This is a genomic window from Microbacterium sp. NPDC089698 (genome assembly GCF_044749045.1).
In the GTDB taxonomy this organism is placed as follows: Bacteria; Actinomycetota; Actinomycetes; order Actinomycetales; family Microbacteriaceae; genus Microbacterium.
Genome location: NZ_JBIVHE010000006.1, coordinates 79,577 through 104,642 on the forward strand (window position 1 = coordinate 79,577; position 25,066 = coordinate 104,642).

At 69.8% G+C, this 25,066-nt stretch carries 21 protein-coding genes; 17 read left to right on the forward strand and 4 right to left on the reverse strand.

Features of this window, described 5'->3' with window-relative positions; translation table 11 throughout:
- The first annotated feature begins 47 nt into the window (after window positions 1–47).
- From ACIPY5_RS15780 to ACIPY5_RS15795, 4 genes are all read left to right on the forward strand, one after another.
- Complete coding sequence (locus ACIPY5_RS15780; RefSeq protein WP_400972287.1) at window positions 48–2,510, forward strand: polysaccharide lyase 8 family protein; 2,463 nt, start codon at window positions 48–50, stop codon at window positions 2,508–2,510.
- 259 nt (window positions 2,511–2,769) lie between these two features.
- Window positions 2,770–4,014, forward strand: coding sequence for a glycosyltransferase (locus ACIPY5_RS15785; RefSeq protein WP_396652907.1), 1,245 nt, complete (start codon window positions 2,770–2,772; stop codon window positions 4,012–4,014).
- Between the two features lie 6 nt (window positions 4,015–4,020).
- Window positions 4,021–5,232 (forward strand): glycosyltransferase family 4 protein, encoded by a 1,212-nt coding sequence (locus tag ACIPY5_RS15790; RefSeq protein ID WP_400972290.1) that lies wholly within the window; start codon window positions 4,021–4,023, stop codon window positions 5,230–5,232.
- Between the two features lie 128 nt (window positions 5,233–5,360).
- A complete protein-coding gene (locus tag ACIPY5_RS15795) occupies window positions 5,361–6,593 on the forward strand; it encodes a Mur ligase family protein (RefSeq protein ID WP_400972292.1) in 1,233 nt (410 codons plus the stop codon).
- Window positions 6,594–6,608: 15 nt separating this feature from the next.
- On the opposite strand, the gene ACIPY5_RS15800 is transcribed toward ACIPY5_RS15795, so the two are convergent.
- Both ACIPY5_RS15800 and ACIPY5_RS15805 read right to left on the reverse strand, forming a co-directional pair.
- Window positions 6,609–8,066: a pentapeptide repeat-containing protein gene (locus tag ACIPY5_RS15800; RefSeq protein WP_400972294.1), complete on the reverse strand. Its 1,458-nt coding sequence runs from the start codon at window positions 8,064–8,066 to the stop codon at window positions 6,609–6,611.
- Window positions 8,067–8,294: 228 nt separating this feature from the next.
- Window positions 8,295–8,999 carry a hypothetical protein gene (locus ACIPY5_RS15805; protein ID WP_400972296.1) on the reverse strand — a complete coding sequence of 235 codons (705 nt, stop codon included), beginning with the start codon at window positions 8,997–8,999 and terminating at the stop codon, window positions 8,295–8,297.
- Between the two features lie 272 nt (window positions 9,000–9,271).
- On the opposite strand from ACIPY5_RS15805, the gene coaBC reads away from it, so the two are divergent.
- From coaBC to pucL, 6 genes are all read left to right on the forward strand, one after another.
- On the forward strand, window positions 9,272–10,489 hold the full coding sequence (gene coaBC / locus ACIPY5_RS15810) for a bifunctional phosphopantothenoylcysteine decarboxylase/phosphopantothenate--cysteine ligase CoaBC (protein WP_400972298.1): 1,218 nt from the start codon (window positions 9,272–9,274) through the stop codon (window positions 10,487–10,489).
- A gap of 90 nt (window positions 10,490–10,579) precedes the next feature.
- Window positions 10,580–11,455, forward strand: coding sequence for an HpcH/HpaI aldolase/citrate lyase family protein (locus tag ACIPY5_RS15815; RefSeq protein WP_400972300.1), 876 nt, complete (start codon window positions 10,580–10,582; stop codon window positions 11,453–11,455).
- Window positions 11,456–11,567: 112 nt separating this feature from the next.
- The gene (gene bcp / locus ACIPY5_RS15820; RefSeq protein ID WP_309341839.1) at window positions 11,568–12,035 is read left to right on the forward strand and encodes a thioredoxin-dependent thiol peroxidase; all 468 of its coding nucleotides are present in this window, start codon (window positions 11,568–11,570) and stop codon (window positions 12,033–12,035) included.
- Between the two features lie 238 nt (window positions 12,036–12,273).
- Complete coding sequence (uraD, locus tag ACIPY5_RS15825) at window positions 12,274–12,777, forward strand: 2-oxo-4-hydroxy-4-carboxy-5-ureidoimidazoline decarboxylase (protein ID WP_400972302.1); 504 nt, start codon at window positions 12,274–12,276, stop codon at window positions 12,775–12,777.
- Complete coding sequence (uraH, locus tag ACIPY5_RS15830; protein WP_045270294.1) at window positions 12,774–13,115, forward strand: hydroxyisourate hydrolase; 342 nt, start codon at window positions 12,774–12,776, stop codon at window positions 13,113–13,115. The genes uraD and uraH overlap by 4 nt, the downstream gene beginning before the upstream one ends.
- A gap of 11 nt (window positions 13,116–13,126) precedes the next feature.
- Complete coding sequence (pucL, locus tag ACIPY5_RS15835; RefSeq protein WP_309341843.1) at window positions 13,127–14,020, forward strand: factor-independent urate hydroxylase; 894 nt, start codon at window positions 13,127–13,129, stop codon at window positions 14,018–14,020.
- Between the two features lie 99 nt (window positions 14,021–14,119).
- Here the strand turns inward: pucL and ACIPY5_RS15840 are convergent, their stop codons facing one another.
- Window positions 14,120–14,878, reverse strand: coding sequence for an SDR family oxidoreductase (locus ACIPY5_RS15840; protein WP_400972305.1), 759 nt, complete (start codon window positions 14,876–14,878; stop codon window positions 14,120–14,122).
- Between the two features lie 111 nt (window positions 14,879–14,989).
- Between ACIPY5_RS15840 and aceE the strand changes: the two genes are divergently transcribed.
- Window positions 14,990–17,695, forward strand: coding sequence for a pyruvate dehydrogenase (acetyl-transferring), homodimeric type (gene aceE / locus ACIPY5_RS15845; protein ID WP_400972307.1), 2,706 nt, complete (start codon window positions 14,990–14,992; stop codon window positions 17,693–17,695).
- 187 nt (window positions 17,696–17,882) lie between these two features.
- On the opposite strand, the gene ACIPY5_RS15850 is transcribed toward aceE, so the two are convergent.
- Window positions 17,883–18,683: an IclR family transcriptional regulator gene (locus ACIPY5_RS15850; protein ID WP_309341851.1), complete on the reverse strand. Its 801-nt coding sequence runs from the start codon at window positions 18,681–18,683 to the stop codon at window positions 17,883–17,885.
- A 193-nt stretch (window positions 18,684–18,876) separates the two neighbouring features.
- Between ACIPY5_RS15850 and ACIPY5_RS15855 the strand changes: the two genes are divergently transcribed.
- From ACIPY5_RS15855 to ACIPY5_RS15880, 6 genes are all read left to right on the forward strand, one after another.
- Entirely contained in the window at window positions 18,877–20,268 is a 1,392-nt protein-coding gene (locus ACIPY5_RS15855) for an NAD-dependent malic enzyme (RefSeq protein ID WP_400972310.1), read from the forward strand.
- 5 nt (window positions 20,269–20,273) lie between these two features.
- On the forward strand, window positions 20,274–21,548 hold the full coding sequence (locus tag ACIPY5_RS15860) for a DUF6986 family protein (RefSeq protein ID WP_400972312.1): 1,275 nt from the start codon (window positions 20,274–20,276) through the stop codon (window positions 21,546–21,548).
- Window positions 21,545–22,366 (forward strand): bifunctional allantoicase/(S)-ureidoglycine aminohydrolase, encoded by an 822-nt coding sequence (locus ACIPY5_RS15865; protein ID WP_400972314.1) that lies wholly within the window; start codon window positions 21,545–21,547, stop codon window positions 22,364–22,366. The genes ACIPY5_RS15860 and ACIPY5_RS15865 overlap by 4 nt, the downstream gene beginning before the upstream one ends.
- An 81-nt stretch (window positions 22,367–22,447) precedes the next feature.
- Complete coding sequence (locus ACIPY5_RS15870; protein WP_400972316.1) at window positions 22,448–22,975, forward strand: DUF4304 domain-containing protein; 528 nt, start codon at window positions 22,448–22,450, stop codon at window positions 22,973–22,975.
- A gap of 296 nt (window positions 22,976–23,271) precedes the next feature.
- Window positions 23,272–24,072 carry a hydroxypyruvate isomerase family protein gene (locus tag ACIPY5_RS15875; RefSeq protein ID WP_400972318.1) on the forward strand — a complete coding sequence of 267 codons (801 nt, stop codon included), beginning with the start codon at window positions 23,272–23,274 and terminating at the stop codon, window positions 24,070–24,072.
- A gap of 31 nt (window positions 24,073–24,103) precedes the next feature.
- The gene (locus ACIPY5_RS15880) at window positions 24,104–24,982 is read left to right on the forward strand and encodes a 2-hydroxy-3-oxopropionate reductase (protein WP_400972320.1); all 879 of its coding nucleotides are present in this window, start codon (window positions 24,104–24,106) and stop codon (window positions 24,980–24,982) included.
- Window positions 24,983–25,066 lie beyond the last annotated feature (84 nt).

Here is a 25,066-nt window from a genome sequence, read left to right on the forward strand (position 1 = left end):
CATACCATGGTGCGCGAATCCTTCCCCGAACGATCCGGAGGCCGATGATGTCCCCCCTCGAAATGAACCGCCGCGCCCTGCTCGGACTGCTCGGAGCCGGCGCCCTCGTCGCCGTCGCCGGCGGATCGGCGAGCGCCCGCACGCTGCCCGGTGGCGTCAGCGCGGCCGACGACGATCCGCTCGCGGTGCTCGTCCAGCGCCGCGCGGTCATGCTCGCCGGCGACGGCAGCGCCGCATCCGTCCCCGAGCTCGCCGGCGTGCTGAGCGGGATGAGCGACGCGGCGACGGCCTCGTGGAACGCGATGGTGCGCCCCGCGGCGAGCCCCGGCATCTGGAGCGACCTGCCCCTCGCGGGCGTGAGCGGCACGATCCTGTCCGGCAACATGGGCGTCACCTTCAACCGCATCTTCGATCTCGCGCTCGCCTACGCGACCGCGGGGTGCGCGCAGCACGGGGACGCCGCACTCGCCGCCGATCTCGTGGACGCCCTGACCTGGCTCAGCGCGAACGTCTACAAGGCGGGCAAGTCCCCGGTCGGCAACTGGTGGTTCTGGGAGATCGGCGTGCCCCGCAAGGCGGCCGACATCTGCATCCTGCTGCACGACGTCGTCCCGGCCGATGTGCGCACCGCGCTCCTGGCCGCCGCCCGCTACTTCACGCCGGACCCGAACTGGCGCGGACGTGCGACGAGCCTCGCCGAGACGGGCGCGAACCGCACCGACAAGGCGCTGTCCTGCGCGCTGCGCGGGATCCTCGACGGGCGTCCGGAGGAGATCGCACTCGCCCGCGACGCCCTCAGCGACACGGTCCGCGCCGGGAAGAACAGCGTGTTCGGCTACGTCACGAGCGGCGACGGCTTCTACGTCGACGGATCCTTCGTGCAGCACACCTACCTGCCCTATGTCGGCACCTACGGCGTGGTCACGCTGGGCGGCATCGCCGAGATCCTGGGGCTCCTCGGCGGGAGCGACTGGGATGTGACGGACCCGAAGAAGTCGGTGGTCCTCGACGCGGTCGAGGCCTCGTACGCCCCGTTCATCTGGAACGGCCGCATGATGGAGGCCGTCCGCGGGCGCGCGGTGTCGCGGCAGGCGGAGCCGGACTACGTCGACGGCGCCGCGGCGATCACCGCGATCCTGCTGCTGTCCCAGGGCGCGGGCGAACCCTACCGAGGCCGGTACCTCTCGCTCGTGAAGGGCTGGCTGCAGCGCTGCACCGACGAGAAGCTCTACGGCCTGCCCACGCAGACCGTGGCGAAGTCGCTGCTGGTCACCTCGATCCTCGGCGACGGCTCGGTCGCGCCGGCGGACGCCCCGGTCGCCACGACGGCGTTCGGCGACCAGGACCGTCTCGTGCACCACCGGCCGGGGTTCAGCGCCGTGGTCAACGTCTCGTCGAAGCGGATCGGGCGCTACGAGTGGGGGAACAAGGAGAACAACCTCGGCTGGTACCAGGGCGACGGGATGACCTTCTTCTACAGCTCGGCGGATCCGGCCCAGTACAGCGCCGACTTCTGGCCCACGATCGACCCCTACCGGCTGCCGGGCACGACCGTCACGGCAGCGCCGCGGGCGAACGGCGCGACCGACGGCACGGGCATCCCGCGCGCGTTCCAGGCGTTCGGCGGCGGTCTCGCGCTCGACGACCGCTGGGGCATCCAGGGCATGGATCACCTCAACTTCGACAAGTCGCTCAGCGCGCGCAAGTCGTGGTTCTTCCTCGACGACAAGGTCGTGTGCCTGGGCTCCGCGATCGCGTCGGCATCGGGGTTCGACGTGTTCACCACGATCGACAACCGCTCCTTCGCGCCGGGCGCCGTGCCGAACGTCCGCACCGACAACCGCAACCGCGTCCTCACCGCGGCCGACGGGGCGATCACCGTCAAGCGGAACGTGCACATCATGGGCCATGGCGGATACGTCTTCCTCAAGGGCGAGAACGTCTCCGGGACGATCGACGTGCAGGTCGTGCCCCGCTCCGGCGACTGGCAGACGATCAACTCCGGATCCGACACGGGCGGCACGACCGAGGTCAAGAATCGCGACTACGTCACGGTGACGCACCACCACGGCACGAACCCGTCCGGCGGGGGTTACGCCTACATGGTGCTGCCGAACGTGGCGCACTCGGTCACGTTCACGGAGTCGGATGCGCCGACCGTCGAGGTCCTCGCGAACAACGCACAGGCGCAGGCGATCCGCGTGGCAGGCCAGGGGCTCGTCCTCGCGAACTTCTTCCAGGCGACGCCCGCGGGCACGACCCCCGCCTACGGTGTGGCGGTCGGCGGGCCGTGCTCCGTCGCCGTGCGCACCGACGCGGGGCGCACCACGGTCGCGCTGTCGGATCCGAGCCGCACGCAGACGACCGCGCGGCTCGTGCTCGCCGGCGTCGCGGAGTCGACGGTGGTCGAGGGCGACGACGGCGTGCGGGTCACGGGAACGTCGCCGCTCACGCTCGAGTTCGACCTCGACGGGCACGGCCACGCCAAGAGGATCGTGCTCGGCGCCTGAGCCGTGCGGAGGGCCGGTCCTGCGATCAGCGGACCGGCCCTCCGCCGCGCGACGCCGTGCGACGCCTCGCGACGCCGTGCGATGCCGTCTGCCGTGACCATGCCGGTCCGCCGTGCGGTGCCGTGCCGGATCCGCCTCCCTCGGATCCCCAGGCCCCTCGGGTAGAGTGGCCAGCGCCCGATCCAGGCCATCTCCGCGGGGTTCGAGCGGCCGATGAGGTGCTCGCCGGCACCGCGGCCCAGCAAAAGGCAGCAATCACGTGACTTCCCCCGGCGACCATCGCCCGCAGGCCACCTCCGACACCGCCGCGCCCGTTCCGGCCGAGCCCGCAGCGGCACGCCCGCTGCGGATCCTCATCGGCGCGGACACGTTCTCTCCCGACGTGAACGGCGCCGCCCGGTTCACGGAGCGTCTCGCCGCCGGCCTCGTGCAGCGCGGTCACGACGTGCACGTCGTCGCCCCGAATCAGGCGTACCGCACCGCGAAGCCCCGCACCGAGGTGATCGAGGGCGAGGCGATGACCCTGCACCGGCTGCCGTCGGTGCGCTGGGCTCCCCACGACTGGCTGCGGTTCGTGTGGCCCTGGCGGTCGAAGCACTACGCTCGCAAGGTGCTCGACGAGGTGCAGCCCGATGTCGTGCACATCCAGTCGCACATCGTGATCGGACGCGGACTGTCGCGGATCGCGCATCAGCGCGGCATCCCGGTCATCGCCACGAACCACGTCATGGCCGAGAACATCCTCGACCACACCACGATGCCGAAGTTCATCGACGACATCGTGCTGCGCCTCGCCTGGGCCGATGCGAGCCGCACGTTCGCGCTCACGCGCGCAGTGACGACGCCGACCCGCCGCGCGGCGGACTTCCTCGAGCGCACGATCGACGTCGAGGGCGTCATCCCGGTCAGCTGCGGGATCGACCGCACGCAGTACACGCCGGTCATCGGCCCGCGTGAGAAGAACCGCATCGTGTTCGTCGGCCGGCTCACCGCCGAGAAGCAGGTCGAGGTCATCCTCAAGGCGATGACCAAGCTGGATCCGGCTCTCGACGTGACCTTCGACATCGTCGGCGGCGGTGATCAGCGCAAGCAGCTCGAGGCGCTCAGCCAGCAGCTCGGCCTGCAGGATCGCGTCACGTTCCACGGTCGCACGACCGACGCCGAGCTGCGCGGGCTGCTCAGCCGAGCGTCGCTGTTCGTGATCGCCTCGATCGCCGAGCTGCAGTCGATCGCGACCATGGAGGCGATGGCTTCGGCCCTCCCGATCGTCGCGGCCGACGCGGTCGCGCTGCCGCACCTCGTGCACGACGGCGAGAACGGCTACCTCTTCGAACCCGGCAACGTCAACGAGCTGGCCGCACGGCTGACAGACGTGCTCACGGCGGATCCTGCCGAGTACGAGCGCATGCAGCACGCCTCGCTCGACGGTGTGGCCGTGCACGACATCAACCGCACGCTGGACACGTTCGAGGCGCTGTACCGCGACGAGCCGCTGCCCGAGTAGCCCCGGATGCACATCGTCTTCTTCGGCGACCAGCACGCCGAGTCGCTGGGCGGGGCGCAGGTCTCGATGCGGCTGCAGCGGAAGTACCTGGAGCGAGCCGGGCATACGGTCACGATCGTCGCGCCGCGGATGCACTCGGCGCGCGGCGCCGCCGCCGCGGGCGATCCCGGGTACGTCGACCTCCCGTCGATCCCGATCACGGCCGACCGCGAGTACTCGCTGACCTGGCCGGGCCGGCGCACCGACCGCTTCCTCGATCAGGCGCTCACGCGCCGTCCGGCGGTGGACCTCGTGCACGTGCAGGCCGACTTCTGGGGCGCGTACATCGGGCACCGCTTCGCGCACCGGCACGGCATCCCCGCCGTGCACACGATGCACAACCGCGTGGACGTGGGCATCGCCGCGGTGACCCCGCTGCACCGGCCCGTGCTGGGCGCGCTGAACCTGTGGCGGCGCATGGCGCTGCGCGGGATCGGCGTGCAGCCGCACGCTGGGGACGGCTGGGCGTACCTCGCCGGGATCGCCGCGGAGTCGCGCGCCGTGACCGCGCCCTCGGGACACTTCGCCCGCCGGCTCGAGCAGCACGGGGTCTTCGGATCCGTGGACGTGATCTGGAACGGCATCGACGACGAGGTGCGCGAGCAGGTGCTCGCCGCGGCGCCGGCGGAGCGCGTCCCCGGCCGGCCGCGGTTCATCTGGCTCGGCCGGATGAGTCCGGAGAAGCGGCTGCTGCCGTTCCTGGAGGCGGTCGTCGCGAGCGATGTGGACGCGGAGTTCGAGATCGTCGGCGGCGGGGGAGAGCGCCGCGCGGCCGAGCGCATCGCCGCGCGCGCGGGCCGTCCGGGGATCCGCTTCGCGGGACGGATCGGCTACGCGGACGTCCTCGCCCGGATCGCCGCGGCCGACGCCGTGGTGCAGACCTCGATCGGCTTCGAGACGCAGGGCATGACACCGTTCGAGGCCGCGACCCTCGGCACTCCGACGGTCGTGAGCGATCCCGACATCGCGGGTGAGCTGCGCGGCGGGCTGTGGGCCGTGCCCTCGGCCGACGACGAGCCCGGGCGGGTGGCGGCACTCGCCGAGACGCTGCGCCTCGCCGCGGACGAGATCGCAGCCGGGCGTGCGCCGGAGCCGGATCCGCAGGTCGCTGCGGACTTCCGGCAGTCCTCGCGGACGGCGGCGATGCTCGAGGTGTACGGGCGGGCGATCGCGGGCTGAGGAATGGCGTGGAGGCCGTCAGATCTGCCTGAGGCAGCACAACAACGCTCGCGATTTGGGCCAGTCAGCCTGTCGACGGGGCTGCGGTCGGATGGCATACTCGAACAGTCGCTCCTAAGCTGAGTCGCTTGGAAGGGACAGACCAGCACAATACAGTGCTGGCATACGCGCTTGAGTACGGGGGACTCCTGATCCGACCTGTCATTCGCCCTCAAGGACGGCCACTGATCTCCGCAGTCACTGGTACGAACGGCAAGACGACCGTCGCGTCGGCAACCATGCAGCTGATGAATCGGATCGGGTGGCGGGCTGCCTGCTACGATTCAATGGGCGTTACGGACGTTCACGGAGTGCTGCGCGAGGCGAATACATACCGCTCCCCTGACTATTTCCCAGAGCTCATCGACCGGGAGTTTCGCACCGGAGCTGAAGCCGTCTCGATCGAGGCGTTCGTTGGTATCCTCGCTGACGGTCTTCTGGATCGTGTAGAGGTAGACGTTGCAGTCTCCACCGGCTTTGAGCGAGACCACCTCGACGTCCACGGCAGTATCGAGGCCTATTGGCGAGCGAAACTGCGATTGTTTGAAGAGCATCTGCGGCCGGATGGCGTGGCGCTGATCCTAAGCGGGTCCGCACAAAGCGAACTGGTGCGCGAAGCAGTCAGGCGGCGGGGCGCTCGCCTCGTGGTCGTGGGTGATGGTGGCGAAGTGAGGCTAACTGAACTAGTGGAGGTGGCGGGTTCACTCGTAGGCCAACTTGTGGTGGGAGGCAACCAATTCGATGTATCGCTTCCAACCGTGCATCCTGTGGTGGCAAACAATCTTCTGCTCGCGGCGGGCGCGGTGATGAGTGCCGGAGGATCTCCGGACGAAGTCGCAGATGCGCTCACAACAGTGGTGCCACCCCCGGGGCGCCTAGAAGTGATTGCCGAGCAGAACGGCGTCACCGCAATTGTCGATACTGCGCACAACCCTGGGGCGCTTCGCGCAGCGTTGCAATCCGTGCGTACTCGAACGCGCGGTCGTGTAATCCTGGTTTTCGGAGCTGGTGGCGAGAGCGATCGAGGTAAGCGGCCTGACATGGGGGCGTTGGCCGAAGAACTAGCGGACATCGTGATCCTGACCGACGATAATCCTCGACGTGAGCTTCCCCAACAGATCCGAAGGGAAGTACGCATAGGTGCGCCTAACAGTATCGAAATCCCCGACCGCAGAGATGCGATCCGAATGGCGGTTTGGGCGGCGAGACCAGGCGATAGCGTTCTCGTCGCGGGACGCGGCGACGAGCGGTTTCAACTGCTAGCTGCTCGTCGCGTGCCTCTCGACGACCGCGAGATTCTTCAAGAGGAGATGACGCGATGAACTTGGCAAAGGGGTTCAACGTCCGGATGCGCCGCTAGGCGGCCCATCGTCCGGACAGTTCCCACTATCTGGTCGGTACGGGGGCTCCGAGCTGTACCAGGAATCTGGGCGGTAGCCGCTGTCGGCGCGGTAGCCGCTGTCTGGGCGGTAGCCGCTGTCTGGGCGGTAGCCGCTGTCTGGGCGGTAGCCGCTGTCTGGGCGGTAGCCGCTGTCTGGGCGGTAGCCGCTGTCGGCGCGGTAGCCGCTGTCGGCGCGGTAGCCGCTGTCTGGGCGGTAAGGAAAGAAGTCCGGATCCGCTCCGTTACCAGGGGGATCGTCTGCTCGCAGGAATGCTTGCATTGCGACAAGGTCGCCGGTCTCGGCATCCGTCGCATCCGTCGTAGCGGTGCTGACGCGGACATCGATCAGGCTCTTTCGATCAACGGTCGCTCCCTCCAAGTTGGCACCAGATAAGTCTGCTCCAGACAGGGAAGCGCCCTGAAGTTTTGCATTGAAGAGATTGGCGCCCTCGAGGCGGGCGTCGGATAGGTTCGCGCCACGGAGATCTGCGCCCGTCAGACGTGCGTGATACAAACTCGCCCCAGACAAGTCTGCGCCGCGAAGGTCCGCTCCACCGAGGTGGGTGGCGTGCAGCCCCGCCCCTCTCAAGTTGGCGCCTTCGAGGTAGCCGTTGCTCAGAACCGTCCGGTGCAGAGTTGCGCCCTCCAGGTTCGCGAAGCTCAGATCCGCTTCGTCTAGCTGCAAGAAGCCCAAGTTTAGTGGGCGGTCGGGCCTCGCGAGCTGAGTGATCCTACCGACGACTCGGATGGCTGCACTTGCGTCTGAGGCGACGTTTCGGGTCTGCTCAGTCGGCCGCAGGGCGGCGGTGTCGAGCAGAAACGCGACTAGAACATTCAGGATCGTCTGGCGATCGCGAACTGAGTCCGCAGCTATTCTCTGCAATGCATATATACCGCCGAGTCGTACGGCGAGTTTGTCGTCGCCAAGCTCCGCGATCGCAGTCGTGTACCGGCTAGTGTAGTTCTCATCTCGCTCGCGCTCAACAGTCAGCCGAGCGGTGGCGTCTCTTCGCCAAGTAAGCGCAATCGTGATCACCGCCAATAGCCCGCCTGCAGTCCACAACATGGCCTGCCGTGCTGTGGCTATTGCTCCTAGCCTCTCGGCCGGGCTTGAAGCGGTGTCCGCAGCGTCCCACGTAACTAGGGCCGCCGGCACAAGCCATATAGCGGCCACCAGAGCCAAACAGACGAACAAGCCCAGTACCAGCAAGGCTGGTGGACTATGCCGAGTAACAGAGCCATGGGCCGCGCGCCTATGCCGGACGGTCGCCCATATCCCAAAGCCCAGACCAGCGCCCACCACGGTGGCCATAGCCCATGGATTGGTTAGAACGGCGACCAACCAGGATCGAACGACACTCCAGTCGATCGGCGCGAACGAGATGATCCACGTCACCGCGAGGGCCGCGACCACGCAGACAGCCACGTATTGCAGCGGAGCACGCCAAGTCGCAGCGGGTCTCTGCGACGCGGTCTGAGATTGAGCCTTGCCGCTCGTCATGGCGCCTCTTCGTCGCTCGATGTCCAGATGCCGTCATCCGGCAGTCTGTCCTACTCTATGACCGTCCTTTGCGCGGCGAGGCCTGCCGGATCACGTCCCCGGGGATCGGGACGAGGCGATCGGAGGATGCCGCCGGCATCGTCAGCCCCAGTGCGCCGGCGCCGGCAGAGCGTGGTCGCGCAGCTCGACGCCGTCGGGGCCGATCGACGCTGTGCAGTAGAGCAGCGACTGCGTTGGATAGCCGTGCGGGCGGTTGTCCCGGATGATCGCGCGGTCGTCGGAGGGATCCAGCTCCGCGGTCGTCGCGAGCAGCCGGATCCAGGACGCCGGCCACTCCTCGTCGCGCGTCGGATGCGCGCGGAACTCCGGGAGCCAGCGGGCGATGCGGGCGGTCTCCGGGTCGTCGAGATCGGAGTGGGCGATCATGTGCACGCCAGGGGGCACCGGGGTCTCGCGGAGCTCGGTGCCGTCCCAGGACAGTACGCGGGCGCCGTCGGGGGACACTTCGAGCAGGTTGAAGCCGTGCATGCGCTCCGAGCCGGTGGGCGAGGTGCCGGTGACCGACGCCGGCGCCAACGTGCCGCGGGAGACGGCTTGATCGTCGGGGAGGTCGAGCACGTCGGCGCGGTTCAGTAGCACGGCCAGCCGGTGCGACGCCGGATCGACCGCGAGCCACGCTCCGCCCGCACGGCGGTCGCGGATCCCGATGACGCCTGGGCGCTCGGGCCACCACTCGCCGAGCGCATCCCACTCGCGCAGCGGATCCTCATCCCGCACGGCCAGCAGCCGCACCACGGGTCCCTCAGCCCCGCCAAGGGCGCCGACCTCGATCACGACCGTGCACACGCGCCTCAGTCTAGGCACGTCGACGCCCCCTCGGGGCGTCGACGCCCCCTCGTGCGAACTTTCCTGGGAGGGGGCGTCGGACGTGGGAGGGGGCGTCGGCGGGGATGGGGCGCGCACGGACCCGGCGCCGCGCGAGCGCCCGCGGGGCACGGGCAGGCATGCGCCCGCGGGCACCGCTCCGCCCGCACCGCCTGCGGCCGCCCGCGCCGCCGGCGGCAGGCCGCGGCGCCGGCGGCAGGCCGCGGCGCCGGGCCGGATGGCAGAATCTAGGGATGGACATCGTGGTGGGGGTCTCCGGCGGCATCGCGGCCTACAAGTCGGTGCAGCTCGTGCGGCTCCTCGTCAAGGCGGGGCACGCGGTCACCGTGGTCCCCACCGAGGATGCGTTGCGCTTCGTGGGCGCGCCGACGTGGGAGGCGATCAGCCGCAACCCGGTCACCACGAGCGTGCACGACGACGTGGCGAAGGTGCGCCACGTGGCCCTGGGGCAGGGCGCCGACCTCGTCGTGGTCGCGCCCGCCACCGCCAACACGATCGCGCGCATGGCCGCGGGCATCTCCGACAACCTGCTCGGCACGACGCTCCTGGCGACGACCGCTCCCGTACTCATCGCCCCCGCGATGCACGCCGAGATGTGGGCCCACCCCGCGACGCAGGCCAACATCCGCACGCTGGTCGAGCGCGGCGTGCACCTGATCGGGCCGGACGACGGCGAGCTCGCGGGCGGTGACAGCGGTCCCGGCCGGATGAGCGAGCCCGAGGCGGTCGCCGAGGCCGCGCTGCGCCTGCTGGCACCTCAGGACCTCGCCGGTCTGACCGTCGTGGTCTCCGCGGGCGGCACGCGCGAGCCGATCGATCCCGTGCGCTACCTCGGCAACCGCTCCAGCGGGCGACAGGGTGCGGCCCTCGCCGTCGAGGCCGCGACCCGCGGCGCCGACGTCGAACTCGTGGCGGCGAACCTCGCGGGCGAGGTCCTCGCCGAGGCGGGACATCCGCGGATCAGGATCCGTCCGGTCGCGACGGCCGCGGAACTCGCGACCGCGATGAAGGAGGCGGCGGCCCGTGCGGACGCCGTGGTCATGGCCGCCGCGGTCGCCGACTACCGGCCCGCCCAGGCCGCCGCGCACAAGCTCACCAAGGAGGACGGGATCCTCGAGAGGATCGAGCTCGTGGAGAACGAGGACGTCCTGGCGGCGCTCGGATCCGCCCGTCGGGCCGGCGGCGCTCCCGAGGGACAGATCATCCTCGGTTTCGCGGCGGAGACGGCGACGGATCCCGAGGCCCGGCGCGAGCGCGCGCGGCGCAAGCGAGAGCGCAAGGGCGCCGACCTGCTCGCCGTGAACCTCGCGGATGCCGAGCACGGGTTCGAGAAGAACGACAACGCGGTCGAGGTCATCGGTCCTGACGGGGCCGTGGTCGCCGTGGCGTCCGGCTCGAAGCGCGCGGTCGCCGCCGCGCTGTGGGACGCCGTGGTCGCGCTGCGTGGCTGACACCCGGCCCGGCCCGGGGGCTGGCGCCCGCCCGCGAGCGGGAGTAACGTTTTCATATTGCAAAAGTCAAGTTTCATAGAACGGAACACAATGAACGCTCCTCTGCCCACCACCGGCCCGCGCGAGATCGCGCCGGAGCTGGCGCGCTCGTGGCTCCTCGTCGCGGCGACGAGGCCGGAGACGTTCGACGACGCGGCCCGCTCGCACGCCGACGCGGTCGTGCTCGACGTGGAGGACGCGGTCGACGCGAGCCACAAGGACTCCGCCCGCGATGACGTCGTGCGCTGGCTGCACGGCGCCGACGTGGATGGCAGGCCGAACCGCGCGTGGGTGCGCATCAACGACGCCACCAGTGAGCACTGGTCCCCGGATCTGGACGGGCTGCGCGACGCCCCCGGCCTGCAGGGCGTGATGCTCGCCAAGACCGAGTTCGGCGGCCAGGTGATGGACACGTTCAACCGCCTCGGTGCGAAGGTGCCCGTGGTCGCACTCGTCGAATCCGCGATCGGCATCGAGAACGCGACCGAGATCGCCCGGGCGAAGGGCGCCTTCCGGCTCGCCTTCGGCAGCGGAGACTTCCGCCGCGACACGGGCATGTCGGCGGACCGCGAGGCGATGGCCTACCCGCGGGCGCGCCTCGTCATCTCGAGCCGCGCCGGCGGCCTGCCCGGTCCGATCGACGGCCCGACCGTGGGATCTAGTCACCCGATCCTGCGGGAGCAGTCGGCCATCACGGTCTCGATGGGCATGACCGGCAAACTCTGCCTACAGGCCGACCAGGCCCCGGTCGTGAACGAGGTCATCAGTCCCACCCGCACGGACGTCGAGTGGGCCTACGAGTTCCTCGAGGACTTCGAGGCGCGCGGCTGCATCGTCCGCGACGGCAGCGACCTGCCCCGCCTCGGTCGGGCCCGCAAGATCATGCAGCTCGCCGAGGCCTTCGGCGTGCTGCCCGCCACCCGCTGACCCCCGGTCGCCGAGCTCGTTCCCCGGTCGCTGAGCCTGTTCCCTGGTTGCTGAGCCCGTCGAAGCGCTCGACCCCCTGGATCCGCCGAACCCCATCCGAAACGGAGAGACCATGACCACTCGACTCGCCCCCGGCGACACCGCGCCCGCCTTCGCCCTCGAGGACGCCGACGGCGCCCGGGTCTCGCTCGAGGACTACCGCGGACGCAATGTCGTCGTGTACTTCTATCCGAAGGCGGCCACCCCGGGCTGCACGACCGAGGCCTGCGACTTCCGCGACAACCTCTCCTCGCTCGCCGCCGCCGGCTACTCGGTGCTCGGCGTCTCGCCCGACGAGGTCGCCGATATCCGCGCCTTCTCCGAAGCGGAAGGCCTGACCTTCCCGCTGCTCGCCGACACCGACGCCGCCGTGGCGCGCGCGTGGGGCGTGTGGGGCGAGAAGACCGTGGGCGACCGCACCTTCGACGGCGTGATCCGCTCCACCTTCGTGCTCGACGGCGACGGGGTCGTGCAGCGCGCCGAGTACGGCGTCGAGGCGACGGGCCACGTCGCGCGCCTGCGCGCCGAGCTCGGCGTCTGACCCCGGCGCCCCTTCCACCATCCGAGTCGTCCCCCTCAGAGGAGCCCAGAGCGTCCGCTGAGGGGGACGACTCGCAATGGGGGTTGACAGGGCGAGGTTCGGTCCGCACAATAGTTACACATGCTGAAATAACAGTTCCGGACTACGGAAACTATCCACTGGATAGCAACGGATCCTCTCGATAGGATCCGGCCGTAAGCACTACACGCCGGATGCCAGCATGGCTTGAGGATCGAAGATGTTGCTCGAGGAGTTCAACTCCGCAGGTCGTGACGACGCCACGGCCGCTGTGAAGCCCGCACTGGACATCGCCCGGTGGATCGATGCGATCGTCGACGGCCGTCCGTACGCCTCGGTCGACGCGCTCTCCGCCGCCGCCCTCGAGGTCGCGGTCCCGCTCGCCGAGGCCGAGCTCGACGGGGCGCTCGCGCACCACCCGCGCATCGGCGCCAAGGTCGACGGCACGAGCGCCGAGGCCGCGCACTCGCGCCGCGAGCAGCCGAGTGTCGACGACGCCACCGCGGCCGCGCTCGCCGAGGGCAACCGCGCCTACGAGGAGCGGTTCGACCGCGTCTTCCTCGTGCGGGCCGCCGGCCGCAGCGCCGAGGACATCCTCGCCCTGCTGCACGAGCGGCTCGGCAACACCGACGAGCAGGAGCTCGCCGTCGTCGACCAGCAGCTCCGCGAGATCGCGGCCCTGCGGCTCGCGGCGGCCATCGAGACCGAAGGAGCGAGCGCATGAGCGTCTCCCACGTGACCACCCACATCCTGGACACATCGATCGGGCGCCCTGCGCCCGGCGTCGCCGTCGCACTCGAAGCCCGCGACGGCGAGGGATGGGTCGGGATCGGTACGGGCTTCACCGATGCTGACGGGCGGGTGAAAGAGCTGGGCCCGGAGCGGCTGGAGAGCGGTGCATACCGCCTCCGGTTCGACACCGCGGCCTACTTCGCCGGCATCGAAACGGACACCTTCTTCCCGGAGGTGGTGCTGACCTTCCTGGTCGACGCCGAGCAGGCGCACTATCACGTGCCGCTGCTGCTCAGTCCGTTCGCCTATTCCACCTACCGAGGAAGCTAAGAGGAATCCCCATGACCACCATCACCCTGGGCAAGAACCAGTACGGCAAGGCGGAGAACCGCGTCGTCCGCATCACGCGCGACACCGACCGTCACGAGATCGAGGACCTGAACGTCACCTCGCAGCTGCGTGGCGACTTCGCCGCCGTGCACTTCGAGGGCGACAACGCCCACTGCGTCGCGACCGACACGCAGAAGAACACCGTCTTCGCCTTCGCCAAGGACGGCATCGGCAGCCCCGAGGAGTACCTGCTCCGCCTCGGCCGCCACTTCACCGGCGAGTTCGACTGGGTCACCGGCGGTCGCTGGGCCGCCGAGCAGTACACCTGGCTGCGCATCCAGGGCGACAACGGCGAGCATGACCACGCGTTCGTCCGCGGCGGCACCGAGGTCCGCACCGCGATCGTGCAGATCGACGGCGACGAGACCACGGTCACCGCGGGTCTGCAGGACCTCACGGTCCTCAAGTCCACGCAGAGCGGCTTCGTCGGCTACCCGCGCGACAAGTACACCACCCTGCCCGAGACCGAGGACCGCATCCTCGCGACCTCGGTGACGGCTCGCTGGCGCTACAACCGCACCGACATCGACTTCAACGAGACCTTCGCCGACGTGCGTCGTCTGCTGCTGGCCGGCTTCTCGCGCAACTACTCGTACGCGCTGCAGCACACGCTGAAGGAGATGGCCGAGGCCGTCCTCACGGAGCATCCGGAGATCGACGAGATCCGCTTCTCGACCCCGAACAAGCACCACTTCGTCGTCGACCTGTCGCCGTTCGGCCTGGAGAACCCCAACGAGGTGTTCTACGCCGCCGACCGCCCCTACGGCCTCATCGAGGCGTCGTTCCTGCGCGAGGGCGCGGACGCCGACCACTGGTCCTGGGACGCCTTCGCCGGCTTCTGCTGAGCGCGCACCGAAGCACCGCGCCGAGGCTCCGCACGGACGCTCCGCACCGAGATGAGGGGATGGATCTGCCTGATGGGATCCATCCCCTCACCCGTCGCCTCAGCCGCGTCCGCCGAAGGGCATCCCGCTCGCCGTCACCGTGAGCGCGCCGATGTTCGCCTCGGCGGGCAGATCCGCCATGAACAGCACGGTGCGGGCCGCCGCCTCGACGTCGAAGGTGGGCTCGACCCTGCGGCTGCCGTCGGCCTGCAGCGCTCCGGAGCCGACGCCGAGCTCGTCCATGATCTCGGTGCGGGTGTTGCCGATGTCGATCTGCCCGCAGGAGATGCGGAAGGGCCGGCCGTCCAGGTCGATCGAGCGCGTGAGGCCGGTGAGCGCGTGCTTGCTCACCGCATAGGCGACCGAGAGCGGGCGGGGCGCCTGCGCGGAGATGGATCCGTTGTTGATGATCCGGCCGCCCTGCGGATCCTGCGCGCGCATCACGCGCATCGCGCCGCGTGCGCACAGCATCGCGCCGGTGACGTTGACCGCGAGCGTGCGCTCCCAGTCGTCCAGCGAGATGTCGGCGGCCGACACGGCGGGACCGAACGCGCCGGCGTTGTTGAACAGCACATCCACCCGGCCCCACTCCTGCACGACGCGGTCGAAGAGCGCGTCCACCTCGGCCTCGACCGTGACATCGGTCGGCACCACGAGCGCGTTCGACGGGATGGTTCCGCGCCAGGCCGCCGTCTCCGTCAGCGCGGCCTCGCGCCGCCCGGCCAGCGCCACGCGGTAGCCGGCCTCCAGCATCGTGCGCGCGACGGCGCGCCCGATCCCCGAACCTGCACCCGTCACCACGGCGATGCGTCCGCTCATCGTCACTCCTCGAACCTCAGACCCGCTGCCCGATCGGCAGCCTCCTACATGTAGCAGATCAGCCCCGCCGCCCGACCGGCGGCCCCGATACATCTCACAGAAAGGCCGAAGATGCACGAACAGCGCAGCTCCGCCGCCCCCGGATCCGAGACCCTGGATCACGACCCCGAAGAGACCGCCGAATGGCTCGAGTCGCTGGACGCGCTCGTGGCTGCGCGCGGAGCGGAGCGCGGCGCGCACATCGTGCGCTCGCTCGCCGCCCGCGCCGGCTACGCACCGGCGCCCACCGCGACGACGGACTACGTCAACACGATCGCGGCGTCCGACGAGCCCGCCTACCCCGGCGACGAGGAGCTCGAGCGGCGCTACCGCGCGTGGATGCGCTGGAACGCCGCGATCCTGGTCCACAGGGCGCAGCGACCCGGCATCGGCGTCGGCGGCCACATCTCCACCTATGCGGGTGCCGCGACCCTGTACGAAGTGGGCTTCAACCACTTCTTCCGCGGCAAGGACCACCCCGGCGGCGGCGACCAGGTGTACTTCCAGGGCCACGCTTCGCCCGGGATGTACGCCCGCGCCTTCATGGAGGGGCGTCTCAGCGAGGAGGACCTCGACGGCTTCCGCCAGGAGAAGTCCCGCGAGGGCCATGCCCTGAGCTCCTACCCGCACCCGCGGCTCATGCCGGAGTTCTGGGAGTTCCCGACCGTGTCGATGGGCATCGGCCCGATGAACGCGATCTACCAGGCCCAGTCCAACCGGTACCTGCAGGGCCGCGGGCTCAAGGACACGAGCGACCAGCACGTCTGGGCGTTCCTCGGCGACGGCGAGATGGACGAGCCGGAGAGCCGCGGACTGCTGCAGCTCGCGGCCAACGACGGCCTGGACAACCTGACCTTCGTGGTCAACTGCAACCTGCAGCGCCTGGACGGGCCGGTCCGCGGCAACGGCAAGATCATCCAGGAGCTCGAGGGCTTCTTCCGCGGCGCGGGCTGGAACGTCATCAAGGTCGTGTGGGGCCGGGAGTGGGACGACCTGCTCGCCCGCGACGCCGACGGCGCGCTGCTCGACATCATGAACACGACCCGGGACGGCGACTACCAGACCTACAAGGCCGAGTCGGGCGGGTTCATCCGCGAGCACTTCTTCGGCAAAGATCCGCGCGCGCTCGCGCTCGTCGAGAACCTCACCGACGAGCAGATCTGGGGTCTCAAGCGCGGCGGTCACGACTACCAGAAGGTTTTCGCGGCGTACCAGGAGTCGCTCGCGCACAACGGCAAGCCCACGGTCATCCTGGTCAAGACCGTCAAGGGCTACGGCCTCGGCCCGCGCTTCGAGGCGCGCAACGCCACGCACCAGATGAAGAAGCTCACGCTGCAGGATCTCAAGGACTTCCGCGACCACCTGCGCGTGCCGATCACGGACGCCCAGCTCGAGGCGGATCCCTACCAGCCGCCGTACTACCACCCGGGCGCGGACGCCCCGGAGATCCGGTACATGCAGGAGCGCCGTCGGGCGCTGGGCGGCTATCTGCCCGAGCGTCGCCCGCACGCGTCGGGCGAGATCGCCCTGCCCGACCCGAAGGCCTACGAGGTGGCGGCCCGTGGATCCGGCAAGCAGCAGGCCGCGACCACCATGGCGTTCGTGCGCGTGCTCAAGGACCTCATGCGCGACCCCGAATTCGGCAAGCGCATCGTCCCGATCATCCCCGACGAGGCGCGCACCTTCGGCATGGACGCGTTCTTCCCGACCGCGAAGATCTACAACCCGAACGGGCAGAACTACCTGGCGGTCGACCGCGACATCGTGCTCTCGTACAAGGAGTCGACCGCGGGGCAGATCCTGCACGTCGGCATCAACGAGGCAGGATCCATCGCGGCCTTCACCGCGGCGGGGACCGCCTATGCGACGCACGGCGTGCCGCTCGTGCCGGTCTACGTGTTCTACTCGATGTTCGGCTTCCAGCGCACCGGCGACTCGCTGTGGGCGGCGGCCGACCAGATGACGCGCGGCTTCCTCATCTCGGCGACCGCCGGCCGCACCACGCTGACCGGCGAGGGGCTGCAGCACGCCGACGGGCACTCGCCGCTGCTCGCGGCGACGAACCCCGCCGTGGTCACCTACGATCCGGCGTTCGGCTACGAGATCGGCCACATCGTGCGCGCCGGGATCGAGCGCATGTACGGGGCCGACTCGACCGACCGCAATCACATCTACAACCTCATGGTCTACAACGAGCCGATCGTGCAGCCGGCCGAGCCCGTGGGCGTCGACGTGGCAGGGATCCTGGGCGGGATCCACCGGATCGCGCCGGTCGAGGCGCCGCGGGCGCACCTGCTCGCGTCCGGCATCGGCGTGACCTGGGCGCAGGAGGCGCAGCAGCTCCTCCGCGACGACTGGGGCGTGGAGTCCGACGTGTGGTCGGTGACGAGCTGGACCGAACTGCGCCGCGACGCGGTCGCCGCGGAGGAGGACGAGTTCCTCGGACGCGGCGCGCGCACGCCGTTCCTCGCGCAGCAGCTCGCGGACGCGCACGGCCCGATCGTGGCCGTGAGCGACTACGCCAAGGATCTGCCGGACCAGATCCGCCCGTTCGTCCCGAACGACTGGGCGAGCCTCGGTGCCGACGGCTTCGGCTTCTCCGACACGCGCGCCGCCGCCCGCCGGTTCTTCAAGATCGACGGACCGAGCGTCGTGGTGCGCGCGCTGCAGCTGCTCGCCGCGCGCGGGGAGGTGGACGCGGCGATCCCCGCCCAGGCTGCCGAGAAGTACCGTCTGCTCGACGTCAACGCCGGCACGAGCGGCACCGACGCGGAGTGACGCCCCTCCGGGGTCGTTGAGCGATCACCGGCGCAGCGGAGCCTTCTTCGGGGTCGTTGAGCGAGCACCGGCGCAGCCGGAGCGAGACGAAACGCGGCGCCCTCCCGAGTCGAATCTCGGGAGGGCGCCGCGTTTCGTCTCGGGCGCTGCGCGTCCTCGCTCAACGACCCCGAGGTCGGGCTTCGGGCTACGCCTCGAGGTCGGCGGCGATCGCGCCCGCGGCTTCGCGCAGCAGGGGCACGGCGCGCTGGCCGAACTCCTCGGTCACGCGCGCGATCGGGCCGGACACCGAGACGGCGGTCGGCGTGGGGGCGCCTGGCACGGCCATCGCGTAGCAGCGCACGCCGATCTCCTGCTCCTGCTCGTCGATCGAGTAGCCGCGCTCGCGGATGACGTCGAGCTCGGCCAGCAGCGCGTCCACGGTGCCGATGCTGAAGGAGGTCGGGGTGCTCATGCCGGTGCGGCCGACGATGCCGCGCACGGTGTCGTCGTCGAGCTGGGCGAGGATCGCCTTGCCGACGCCGGTGTCGTGCACGTTGGCGCGGCGGCCGACCTCGGTGAACATGCGCATGGAGTGCTGCGAGGGCACCTGGGCGACGTACACGACCATGTCGCCGTCGAGCACGGCCATGTTCGCGCTCTCGCCGAGAGCGTCGACGAGGGTTTTCAGCTGCGGACGGGCGAGTGCGCCGAACTGGCGGGATGCGCCCTCGCCGATGCGGATCAGCCGCGGGCCGAGCGCGTAGCGCCGGTTCGGCAGCTGACGGGCGTACCCCAGCGAGACGAGCGTGCGCAGCAGCCGGTGGATCGTCGGGAGCGGCAGATCCGTCGACGCGGACAGCTCGCTGAGCGTGACGTCGCCGCCGGCGTCGGTCACGAGCTCGAGCAGCTCGAACACCCGCTCAACCGACTGCACCCCGGATCCGGCGCCCCTGCCGGGTTTCGGATCCGCAACCTTCGCGTCCGTCGTGCTCGGATTCTCCGCCATGTCAGCTCCCGTCCTTGCGGTAATTCCATCATGCGAGAGCGCTGCGCCGGAAATCCGAGAGGATCCGAATCCTGTCTTGCGCAAAACTTCCACGATAGAGATAATAGTGTCCACTATACGAAAGTAATTGAGAGTTCATCACCGCAACCAGCGCCCGCGGCCTCCGCCCGGGACGCCTCGATGAGGAGGAATCATGGCGAACCCGGGTCCCGGAAATTCGATCACGCTGCGCATCGACGCGCCGTCCAACTTCACCGTCACGAGCGAGCTCGCCGCGGCCGCCGCCGGGGCGGGCGCCGTCGTGACCGCGCTCGACGTCGTCGAGTCGCACCCGACCACGATCGTCGTCGACCTGACCTGCAACACCGCGGGCGAGGAGCACGCCGAACAGGTCCGCGCCGGCGTCGAGGCGCTCGAGGGCGTGGCCGTGCGCCAGGTCAGCGACCGCACCTTCCTCATGCACCTGGGCGGAAAGCTCGAGGTGGTGCCGAGCGTGCCGCTGCGCAACCGCGATGACCTGTCCCGCGCCTACACGCCCGGCGTCGCGCGCGTCTGCATGGCGATCGCCGAGGACAAGAGCAAGGCCCGCAACCTCACCGTCAAGCGCAACACGATCGCGGTCGTCACCGACGGCACCGCGGTGCTCGGCCTCGGCGACATCGGCCCCGAGGCCGCGCTCCCGGTCATGGAGGGCAAGGCCGCGCTGTTCAAGCAGTTCGCGAACGTGGACGCCTGGCCGGTCTGCCTGGACACCAAGGACACCGAGCAGATCATCTCGATCGTCAAGGCGATCGCCCCGGTCTACGGCGGGGTGAACCTCGAGGACATCGCGGCGCCGCGCTGCTTCGAGATCGAGGCGCGTCTGCGCGAGGAGCTCGACATCCCGGTCTTCCACGACGACCAGCACGGCACCGCGATCGTCACCCTCGCGGCGCTGCAGAACGCCCTCAAGGTCGTCGGCAAGACGATCGGCGAGGTGCGGATCGTCGTCTCGGGCGTCGGCGCGGCCGGCAACGCGATCGTGCAGCTCCTGCTCGCCGAGGGTGCGGTCGACATCGTCGCCTGCGGCCGCAACGGCGCGATCCACCGCGGCGAGGAGTACGCCGATGCGCACCGCGCCGAGCTCGCCGCGACGACCAACCCGCGCGACTTCTCCGGCACCCTCAAGGAGGCGATCGTCGGAGCGGACGTGTTCATCGGCGTGAGCGCCCCGCACGTGCTCGACGAGCACGACATCGCGGCGATGGCCGACGACGCGATCGTGTTCGCGATGGCGAACCCCACCCCCGAGGTCGACCCGATCGTCGCGTCCAAGCACGCGGCCGTCGTCGCGACGGGCCGCAGCGACTTCCCGAACCAGATCAACAACGTGCTCGCGTTCCCCGGGTTCTTCCGCGGGCTCCTCGACGCGGGCGTGTCGGACATCACGCCGCCTATGCTGGTCGCAGCCGCGCAGGCGATCGCGGAGCGCGTCGGCGATGACGAGCTCAACGCGAGCTTCATCATCCCGAGCGTGTTCGACCCGCTCGTGGCCGGCGCCGTCGCCGAGGCGATCGTGCGCGTCGTCGAGTCCTCGAAGGAGTGAGCCGGATGGCCGCAAGCACCCTGGGCGAGGCCGATCTCGCCGACATCGACGCCCGCCTCGCGGGCACCGACACGCTGCTGTCGACCGAGTACCCGGGCGACGACGGATCCCGCCAGCCCGTGCACACCCTGTATGTCCCCGCCGACCGGTTCCGTCCGGAGCTCCCGGCCCAGGAGGGCCAGGCGGCCGCCGCGGCCGTCGCGGAGTTCGGCGGAACCGTCGCGCTCGCCGAGGCGGTCGGCCTCGGGGCCCTTGCCGCCGAGCTCGCGCCGCTCGTCGACGCGAAGCTCGAACGCGAGCCGATCGAGGACCTGCGCCTCGACTTCGAGGACGGCTACGGCGCCCGGCCCGACGAGGAGGAGGACGCGGATGCGGTCCTCGCCGCCGAGCGGGTCGCCGCGGCCGTCGCCGCCGGCGTCGCGCCTCCGTTCATCGGCATCAGGTTCAAGTGCTTCGAGGCGCCCACGCGCCGGCGCGGGATCCGCACGCTCGACCTGTTCCTGTCGACCCTCGCCGCGCACGGCCCGCTGCCGGACGGCCTGGTGCTGACGCTGCCCAAGGTCACCACGGTCGCGCAGGTCGAGGCGATGGTCTCGCTCTGCGAGCGCTTCGAGGAGCGCCTCGGGCTGCCGGCGGGCCGGCTGCGTTTCGAGGTGCAGATGGAGACGCCGCAGCTCATCGTCGCCGCCGACGGATCCGTCCCGGTCGCGACGCTGCTGCACCGTGCGGGCGGCCGGGTGTCCGCGCTGCACTACGGCACCTACGACTACAGCGCCTCGCTGCAGATCGCGGCGGCGTACCAGTCCATGGAGCACCCCGCGGCCGACTTCGCCAAGCAGGTCATGCAGGTGGCCGTCGCCGAGACCGGCGTGCGGATCTCGGACGGATCCACCAACGTGATCCCCGTCGGGGATCCGGATCACGTCCTCGAGGCGTGGACGCTGCATGCCCGCCTGGTGCGGCGCTCGCTCGAGCGCGGCTACTACCAGGGGTGGGACCTGCACGCCGCGCAGCTGCCCACGAGGTACCTCGCGACCTACGCGTTCTACCGTGAGGGCTTCGCCGCGGCGGCCCGGCGCCTGGACAACTACCTGCACAGCAGCGACGCCACGATCATGGACGAGCCGGCGACGGCCAGAGCCCTCGCGCGCTTCGTCGTGCGCGGCCTGGAGTGCGGCGCGCTCACGGCGGACGAGGTCCGCGCGGCGACCGGATCCGAGCCCGCGGAACTCATCCGCCTCGCCCACCCGAAGCTCAACACCAAGGAGGCCGTCTCTTGAGCACCCGCACCTACTACACCCCGGCCGGCGGCCTGCCCCCGCAGTCCGACCTGCTCACCGACCGCGCGGTCGTCAAGCTCGCGTACTCCTTCATCCCGAAGGGCGTGCTGCGCGACATCGTCACCTCGAGCCTCCCCGGCTTCACGGACGCCCGCGCCTGGATCCTCGCCCGGCCGACGCCGAGCTCCGCCCAGACGTTCTCGCAGCTCATCGTCGAGATCGCGCCCGGAGGAGGCGCCGCCAAGCCCGAGGCCGAGGCGGGTGTCGAGAGCGTGCTCTTCGTCACGGCCGGCGAGCTCACCCTCACGCTGGAGGGGGAGCGGCACGTGCTGGAGGCGGGCGGCTATGCGTTCATCACGCCGAACGCGCGGTGGTCGCTCGCGAACGAGGGATCCGGGATCACCAGCTTCCACTGGATCCGCAAGGCCTACGAGTACCTCGAGGGCGTCGATGCGCCCGCCTCGTTCGTCACGAGTGACAACGACATCGAGCCGGTCTCGATGCCCGACACCGACGACGTGTGGGCCACCACGCGCTTCTCCGACGCCAGCGACATGGCGCACGACATGCAGGTGAACATCGTCACCTTCAAGCCGGGCGGATCCATCCCGTTCGCGGAGACCCACATCATGGAGCACGGCCTGTTCGTGCTGCAGGGCAAGGCCGTCTACCGCCTCAACGACGACTGGGTCGAGTGCGAGGCCGGCGACTACATGCTGCTGCGCGCGTTCTGTCCGCAGGCCTGCTACGCCGGCGGCCCGGAGGACTTCCGCTACCTGCTCTACAAGGACATGAACCGCCAGATCAAGCTGACCTGACGTTCCCGAGCCTGAAATGATCGCGCCTCTCCGGAATCGGGGAGGCGCGATCGCATTCAGTCGGCCGTCCATAATGGGGCGATGACAGGTGTCCCTGCGATTCCGCCGGGCTGGTCCGGCTGGCGCCTCCGGCCGCGCGGCAGGAGTGCTCCGATCGTCCCCGATGCATCGGCGCAGGAAATCTATGCGGCCATGATCAAGGACGTCGTCTCTCCTGCGTTGCGGGAGCAGGGGCTGGTGGGATCCGGTGGGCGGTACTCGATCAAGTCGGAAACCCATTGGGCGCTGCTGGCGTTCCAGAAGTCGTGGTACAGCGACCGTGCCGAGGTGCGGTTCACTGTGAATCTGATGGTCGTGCGATGCGACGACTGGGAGGCGCTTCTCCACGAGCATCCGTACTACGGAAAGAAGCCGTCAGCGACCATTACCTACAACGATCCTGTGCGCCATGTGCGGATCGGTGAACTCGTCGACGATCTCGAGGACAAATGGTGGTGCGTCTTCTCCGGTCAGGACATGGATGCGGTGCAGGCAGACCTTCTCGGTGACCTGATCGACGTCGGCGTCCCCTGGCTCCGCAGTCAGGTCGCCGAGACGTCCGCGCGATGAATCCCCAGGGCCGAAATCTCCCATCTGGCTTCGCTGGGCGGTAGGCACCGTACCCGTCCACCTCGTCGGGCCTGGTTCGTCGGGTGCACGGCTTGCTGCCGAGTGCACCGGAAGTTCGCGCGGATGTCCCGTGCACCCGGCATGTTCCGGTGCGCTCGGCGAGCACAGCGCAGGAGGATCCTGATCCCCGGATCCGACCCGTTGACATCCCCGGCCGCTCGGCCTAAACTTTCATCAATCAAGATTTTCTTTCCATAATTCGGAAAGTGCCGATCTAAGACATCAAGGACGATCTCATGAGCTACACCGTCAACGCCTCGATCCTGCTGACCGACCTGCCGCTCCTGGAGCGCCCGGCCGCCGCGAAGGCCGCCGGCTTCGACGCCGTGGAGTACTGGTGGCCGTTCTCCGTCGCCGTGCCCGCGCAGGACGAGGTCGACGCCTTCGTCGCGGCGATCCAGGATGCGGGCGTGCAGCTGACCGGCCTCAACTTCTTCGCCGGCGACATGCCGGGCGGCGACCGCGGCCTCGTGTCGTGGGTCGGCCGCGAGGACGAGTTCGCGGGCAACATCGACGTCGTCGTCGGGATCGGCCGCCGCCTCGGCACCAAGGCGTTCAACGCGCTCTACGGCAACCGCCTCGAGGGCGTCGACGAGAAGGCGCAGGACGACCTCGCCGTGAAGAACCTCGCCGCCGCGGGACGCGCGGTCGACGAGCTCGGCGGCGTCGTGCTTCTCGAGCCGGTCAGCGGCACTCCGGCCTACCCGCTGAAGACCGCGGCCGACGCGCTCGCGATCATCGCACGCGTGAAGGACGAGGAGGGCGTGGACAACGTCAAGCTCCTCGCCGACTTCTACCACCTCGCCGTCAACGGCGACGACGTGCCGGCCGTGATCGCCGGCCACGCCGCGGAGTTCGGGCACATCCAGATCGCCGACGCCCCCGGCCGCGGCGAGCCCGGCACCGGCGAGCTGCCGCTCGGCCAGTGGATCTCCGATGCGCAGTCGGGCGGCTACACCGGCGTCATCGGCCTCGAGTACAAGGCCACCCAGGCGGATCCCTTCGCCTGGACCACCACCGCGGCCGCCCAGGCCTGACCACACCGACTTTCCGCGAAGGAGCGAAGACATGACCCGCATCGCATTCATCGGCCTCGGCATCATGGGCCTGCCCATGGCCAAGAACCTCGTCACGGCCGGCTACGACGTCGTCGGATACAACCGCAGCCAGGAGGCGATCGACAAGCTCGTCGCCGCCGGAGGCGCCGGGGCCACCGGCATCGCCGACGCCGTGAAGGACGCGGACGTCGTGATCACGATGGTTCCGGACTCCCCGGACGTCGCGGGAGTCGTGCAGGGCCCGGACGGGGTCTTCGCGAATGCCAAGGCCGGCGCGCTCTGGATCGACAACTCCTCGATCCGCCCTGACGTGGCCAAGGAGCTCGCCGAGGAGGCCGTCGCCGCAGGACTCGGCGTCGTCGACGCCCCGGTCTCCGGCGGCGAGCAGGGCGCGATCGACGCGGTCCTCTCGATCATGGTCGGCGGATCCGCGGAGGATTTCGCCGCCGCGGAGCCCGTGCTGAACGCGATCGGCAAGACCATCGTGCACGTCGGCCCCGCGGGCGCCGGCCAGACGGTCAAGGCCGCCAACCAGCTCATCGTGGCGGTCAACATCCAGGCGCTCGCCGAGGCCGTCACGTTCCTCGAGGCGTTCGGCGTCGACACCGACGCGGCGCTGACCGTTCTCGGCGGAGGACTCGCCGGATCCAAGGTCCTCGACCAGAAGGGCCAGAAGATGCTGAACCGCGACTTCGCGCCCGGCTTCCGCCTCGCCCTCCACAACAAGGATCTGGGCATCGTCACCTCGGCCGCTCGCTCCGTCGGGGTCACCGTCCCGCTCGGCTCGGCCGTCGCGCAGCTCGTGAACGCCCTCGTCGCCCGCGGAGACGGAGGCCTCGACCACTCCGGCCTGTTCAAGCTCACCACCGAGCTCTCCGGTCGCGACTGATCACTCTCCCTTCTCGGGGTCGCAGCGTCCTTCGTCTCGCTTCGCTCGCTCAGGAACCGACCTTCTCCGGTCCCTGAGCGAGGA